Annotated in this window: 5 protein-coding genes; 3 read left to right on the top strand and 2 right to left on the bottom strand. The window is 71.6% G+C overall.

Translation table 11 applies throughout. The features are described from left to right. Both amrS and FJ251_12730 read left to right on the top strand, forming a co-directional pair. The coding region (amrS, locus tag FJ251_12735; GenBank protein MBM4118574.1) for an AmmeMemoRadiSam system radical SAM enzyme at positions 1 to 706 on the top strand (706 nt) is incomplete at its 5' end. 81 nt (positions 707 to 787) lie between these two features. Beyond that, entirely contained in the window at positions 788 to 2,485 is a 1,698-nt protein-coding gene (locus tag FJ251_12730) for a carbon starvation protein A (protein MBM4118573.1), read from the top strand. On the opposite strand, the gene FJ251_12725 is transcribed toward FJ251_12730, so the two are convergent. Beyond that, the gene (locus tag FJ251_12725) at positions 2,482 to 3,453 is read right to left on the bottom strand and encodes a hypothetical protein (protein ID MBM4118572.1); all 972 of its coding nucleotides are present in this window, start codon (positions 3,451 to 3,453) and stop codon (positions 2,482 to 2,484) included. The two genes, FJ251_12730 and FJ251_12725, sit on opposite strands and share 4 nt — an antisense overlap. Next, the gene (locus FJ251_12720) at positions 3,383 to 3,622 is read right to left on the bottom strand and encodes a hypothetical protein (protein MBM4118571.1); all 240 of its coding nucleotides are present in this window, start codon (positions 3,620 to 3,622) and stop codon (positions 3,383 to 3,385) included. The genes FJ251_12725 and FJ251_12720 overlap by 71 nt, the downstream gene beginning before the upstream one ends. Positions 3,623 to 3,749: 127 nt before the next feature. On the opposite strand from FJ251_12720, the gene FJ251_12715 reads away from it, so the two are divergent. Continuing rightward, a partial coding sequence (locus FJ251_12715) for a hypothetical protein (protein ID MBM4118570.1) occupies positions 3,750 to 5,928 on the top strand: 2,179 nt, incomplete at its 3' end.

The following is a 5,928-nucleotide window of genomic DNA, read 5'->3' as shown; positions in this document are numbered from 1 at the left end:
CCGCAGCGTGGCCTTCACCTACAACGATCCCGTGATCTTCCTCGAGTACGCCGTGGACGTCGCGGCGGCCTGCCGCGAGCGGGGCGTCAAGACCGTCGCCGTGACGGCGGGCTACGTCGAGGACGCAGGCCGGCGCGAGCTCTGCGCGGCGATGGACGCGGCCAACGTCGACCTCAAGGCCTTCAGCGAGGACTTCTACCGCCGGCTCACCGGCGGCCGGCTCGGCGCGGTGCTCGAGACGCTGGAGTACCTCGCCCGCGAGACGGCGGTCTGGCTCGAGGTCACAACGCTCCTGATCCCCGGCGAGAACGACGGCGAGGCCGAGATCACCGCGCTCGCCGCCTGGATCCGCGAGCACCTGGGCCCCGCGGTGCCGCTCCACTTCACCGCCTTCCACCCCGACTTTCGCCTGCTGGACCGCCCGCCGACGCCGCCGGCCACCCTGCACCGGGCGCGAGCGATCGCGCAGCGCGAGGGCCTCGCCCACGTCTACACGGGAAACCTGATCGACGCCGAGGGCGGCAGCAGCTGGTGCGCGCGCTGCGGCGCGCTGCTCATCGAGCGGCTGGGCTACCGGCTCGGGCGCTGGGGACTGGACCCCACGGGCCGCTGCCTGGCCTGCGGCGAAGCGCTGCCGGGCCGCTTCGAAGCGGCTCCAGGCGACTGGGGCGAGCGGCGCTTGCCCGTGCGCATCGGCGCTCGCTGAGCCCCGGCAGCGCCCGCGATTCCGATTGGGCCGCCGGCGACCCTGCGCTAGACTCGCGCGTCCCTGTCGCCGGAGGTCGCCATGCCCCTCGCCTTCGTGGGACTCGCCTGCGCCGCGCTCTTCCTGCTCGCCTTCCGCTTCTACGGCCTCCGGGTGGCCCGGCGCTACCAGCTCAGCGCCACGGCCAAAACGCCTGCGGAGCGCTTCGCCGACGGCGTCGATTTCGTGCCCACGAAGCGGCCGATCCTGCTCGCACAGCACTTCGCCTCGATCGCGGCGGCCGGGCCCGTCGTCGGGCCGATCACGGCCGGGCTCTACTTCGGCTGGGGGCCCTCGCTGCTCTGGATCGTCTTCGGCACCATCTTCATCGGCGCCATCCACGACTTCTCCTCGCTGGTCGCCTCGATCAAGCACGACGCGAAGAGCCTGCCCGAGCTGGCGCGCCAGTACCTCGGCCCCCAGGCCTACGCCCTCGTGATGACCTTCATCTGGCTCAGCCTCGTCTACGTGGTCATCGCCTTCACCGACGTGACGGCGCAGGCCTTCGTGGCCCGGGAGACCTGGGGCGACACCCAGCACGACATCGGCGGCGGCGTTGCCACCTCCAGCCTGCTCTACCTGCTGCTCTCGGTGCTGCTCGGCCTGGCGCTCACGAAATGGCGGGTGCCGCTCTGGCTGGCGACCCTGCTCTTCTTCCCGGCCCTCGTCGGCATCATCGTCTGGGGACAGTTGCTGCCGATCACCTTCGCCGTGGCGCGGCCGGCCGTGCTCTGGGGCGTCATCATCCTCGCCTACTGCGCCGTCGCCTCCGTGCTGCCGATGTGGCTGCTCCTGCAGCCGCGCGGCTACCTGGGCGGCTACTTCCTCTACATCGTGCTCGCCTTCGGCCTGCTCGGCGTCATCTTCGGCGGCTACAAGGCGGAGTACCCGGCCTTCCTCGCCTGGCGCGCCGAGAACCTGGGCACGCTCTACCCCTTCCTCTTCATCACGATCGCCTGCGGCGCCTGCTCCGGCTTCCACGGCCTCGTCTGCTCGGGCACGACCTGCAAGCAACTGCACAAGGAGACCCACGCGCCGCTGGTCGGCTACGGCGGCATGCTGCTGGAGGGTGTCGTCGCCGTGATGGCGCTCATGACTGTGATGATGTGGCCCGCCGGCGCGGCCGAGCTGAAGAAGAGCCCGTCGGAGATCTACGCGGGCGGCATCGCCCACTTCGTCCACGCGGTGCTCGGACTGCCGCGCGAACAGGTGCTCGCCTTCGGCATGCTCGCCTTCACGACCTTCGTCTACGACACGCTGGACGTGGCGACCCGGCTCGGCCGCTATCTGATGGAGGAACTGCTCGGCCTGAAAGGCCGCCGCGGCAAGTGGCTGGCAACCGGCATCACGCTCGGCCTGCCGCTCGCCTACCTGTTGCTGGGGGCGAACCTCCAGGACGCGCTGGGGGCGGCGAAGCCGGTCTGGCTCGTGGTCTGGCCGCTCTTCGGCTCCTCGAACCAGCTCCTGGCCGGCCTGACCTTCCTCCTGCTCGCCGCCTGGTTCCGGGCCCGGCACCGCTGGGCGCCCTGGCTCGTCCTGCCCGGATTCTTCATGTTCGGGACGACGGCCGTGGCACTCGTGATCCAGAGCTGGCGCGCCTTGCAGCGGAGCCTGGGCGGCCAGGCGACGGCGATCGACCTGGTCAACCTGACGCTCGCCCTCGCCCTGCTCGCGACGGCCGCCGCCTTCCTCGCCTTCTGGCTGCGGCGGCTGGGCCGGCCCCTGCCCCCGCCGGTCTAGAAGGCCTCCCCGATGGTGATCGCGACGCCGCTCTCGCCTGCCTCACCGCGGCCGAAATCGGCGCGCAAGGAGAGCCCGCTCTCCGGGTCGAGTCGGTAGCGCAGGCCGGCACCCGCGGCCAGGTGCGCGCGGGCTGGAGCGAGCCTGCCCGGCGCCGGCGCCACGTCCCCGGCACCCGCAAAGAGCGCGACGCCGAAACGGCCCCACAAGGCCGGCCGCCGTAGCTCCAGCTGCGCAAGCAGGCGGCTGCGATCGCGAAAGCGCCCACCGGGGTAGCCGCGCAGATGCTCCTCGCCGCCCAGCGCGGGTAGGGCGTCGAAGGGAATCTCACCGTAAACCGCATGGAGGGAGAGCTGGCCCGCCAGCACGAGCCCGGCGCCCAGTTCGCGGTAGGCCCGGGCGTCGAGGCCGCCTCGCTCGCCGTCGTGGTCGCCGCCGAGGGCGCGCCGATACCAGGTCGCGCCGGCGCTCAGGTAGACGCCGCGCCGAGGTTGCCAGGCCTCGTCGCGGCGGTCGAGGAGCAGACGCGGGCCCAGCCCGATGCTCGCGAGCGGCGCGCTGCCGAGCAGCGCGCCGCCGGCCAGGAGGCCGCCCGGCTCGAGGCTGGCGGTTTCCAGGCGCTGGCGTCGCGCCACCGCTGCCAGCCCGAACTCCCAGCCGGCGCCGAACCGGCGCAGGGCGCTGAGCTCGAGCTCCAGGCTGCGCGGCGTGTAGCTCTCCTCGAGGGCGGCCTCTCGACCAATGCCATAGAAGGTGCTCGGAAAGCGCCGCCAGGCCAGCTTCCAGAGGAGGTGCTGGCGGCCCTCGCCCCAGTTCGTGTCGCCGCTCAGCGCGACCAGGAGTTGCCGGCGCTCGCTGTAGAGCAGAGCGAGCGCAGCCTGGGAGCGGCGGCAGCCGTTAGGAACCGAGTCCGCACCCAAGGCCCGTTTCCGGCAACCGTGCAGTCGCATGAGGAGACCGCCGCCCATCCAGCCCGTGTCGCTCGAGTAGCCGAGGGCTGGCAGGACGACCCAGTCGCGAGGGGCCTCGCCGCCCGGCAAGCTGGGATCGGCGCCGGCCCCGGGCGCCAGGGCGAGCAGGGCGGCGGCGAGGGCGAGAGCGCGCGGGGCGCTGGGCATTGGCAGGCTCCCTGCGGATTTCCCTTGAAACACAGGCTGGTCCGGCACAGTAGTCTAGGCCTTCCCCGGAATCAACCCAGCTCCGGCGCCCGCCGCCTGCGGCCGAGTAGGCGAACACCCGGCGCGCAAAGCCCCTGGAGGCTCAGATGACACAGCGCATTCCCGGCGACCGCGGTCGCCGCGCCTTCGGTTCGCTCGCCGGCATCCTGCTCGTCGCGGCCGCCGCGAGTGCGGCCCGAGCGGCCAGCGGCTACCTGCGCACGCCGGATATCCACGGCCACACCGTGGTCTTCTGCGCGGAAGGCGACCTCTGGACCGTCTCCGACCAGGGCGGACTGGCCAGGCGGCTCAGCGCGCACCCCGGCCTGGAGAGCCTGCCCAGCTTCTCGCCCGACGGCGCCTGGATTGCCTTCAGCGGCCAATACGACGGCAACCGCGACGTCTTCGTGATGCCGGCCGCCGGCGGCGAGCCCCGCCGCCTGACCTGGCATCCGAGCCCGGAGGACGTGCTCGACTGGAGCCCCGATGGCCGGGAGATTCTCTTCCGCTCCCGCGCCGAACACCCCCACGGCAGTTGGGAGATCTACAGCGTCCCGGCCGCGGGCGGCGAGCCCCGCAAGCTGCCCGTGGGCTGGGCGGGCCGCCTGGCCATCGATCCCGTGAGCGGCCGCTACGCCTTCAGCCGCCCCAGTTCGGAGACCTTCACCTGGAAGCGCTACCGCGGCGGCACCGCGGCGGAGATCTGGGTGGGCGACCCCAAGCTGGCCGACTTCCGCAAGATCACCGACTTCCCCGGCTTCGACGCCTACCCGATGTGGCACGGCGGGCGCGTCTACTTCCTCAGCGATCAGGGCGGCACCGCCGACCTCTGGAGCATGCTCCCCGACGGCAGCGACCGGCGCCGCCTGACCGACGAAGGGAACTGGGACGCGCGCTGGCCGGCGATGGGTCCCGACGGCCGCATCGTCTACATGCTGGCCGGCGGTCTGAAGCTCTACGACCCGGCGACCCAGAGCAACCCTGTGCTCGCAATCGAGCTGCCGAGCGAGCGCAGCCTCGCCCGCTCGCGCTACAGCGATGCCGCGCAGTTCCTCACCGGCTTCGCGATCTCGCCCGAGGGCGACCGCGTGGCGATCGCCGCGCGCGGCGAGCTCTTCTCGCTGGCGGCAAAGGACGGGGTCACGCTGCCCGTCACCCGCGGCAGCGGGGCCCGCGAGGAGCATCCGGAGTACAGCCCGGACGGGAAGCAGCTGCTCTATGTCAGCGATGCGAGCGGCGAGGAAGCCATCCACAGCGCCGACGCCTGGGGTCGCGGCGAGGTGAAGGTGGTCAAGCCAGCGGGCGAGCGCGGCCATCTCTACCCCGCCTGCTGGTCGCCGGACGGCAAGTGGATCGCTTACGGCGACGAAGCCCAGAACCTCTGGCTGCAGGCGGTCGCCGGCGGCGAGGCCGTCAAGGTCGACGCCAGCGACCGGGGCGGCTTCTACGAGTACTTCTTCAGCCCCGACAGCCGCTGGCTCGCCTACACGAAGGTGATGCCCAACGACTTCCGCTGCATTCACGTCTACGACACGCAGGAGAGGCAGAGCCGGCGCGTGACGAGCGCCTACACGGACAGCAGCTCGCCGACCTGGGATCCCGAGGGCAAGTTCCTCTACTTCGTCGGCAGCCGTGCGATGAACCCCCTCTTCGGCAGCCGCGACTTCAGCAACATCGAGGTCAACAACGACAAGCTCTACTTGGTCCTCCTGCAGGCCGACGGCGAGAACCCCTTCGCCCACCTCGAAGGCGTGCCGCCCAAGCCGGAGGCCGCGGACAAGGCGAAGGCGGACGGCAAGGCCAAAGGCAAGAAGGGCGGCAAGGCCGACAAGGCGGACAAGGAGGAGAAGGAGGACGAGGGCCCCCAGCCGGTGCGCATCGACTTCGCTGGCATCGAGCAGCGCATGGTCCCGCTGGACCTGCCCGCCGGTCAGTACGGCGGCATGGAGGCGATCAAGGGCAAGCTCTTCTACCTCAGTTCGCCGCTGCGCGGCTGGACCGAGGGCCAGGCGGCCGAAGGCCCGACCGCCGCGCTGATGGTCTTCGACTTCGAGTCCGAGAAGGCCGAGGAGTTCATGGGCGGCGTCGCGGGCTTTCGCATCGCCGCCAAGGGCGAGAAGATGGTCGTCGCCAAGGGACCCGGCGAGCTCTACGTGGTCGCCACCTGCGGCAAGCCGGACGACCTCAGCGAGGCCCGGGTCTCCCTCGACGGCGTGGTCATCGATCTCGACCCGCGGGAGGAATGGGCGCAGATCTACCACGAGGCCTGGCGGCGCATGCGCGACC

The organism is bacterium (assembly GCA_016873475.1).
Taxonomy (GTDB): domain Bacteria; phylum Krumholzibacteriota; class Krumholzibacteriia; order JACNKJ01; family JACNKJ01; genus VGXI01.
Note: the sequence above shows the minus strand (reverse complement) of the source record. Positions and strands in the feature narration are given on the sequence as shown.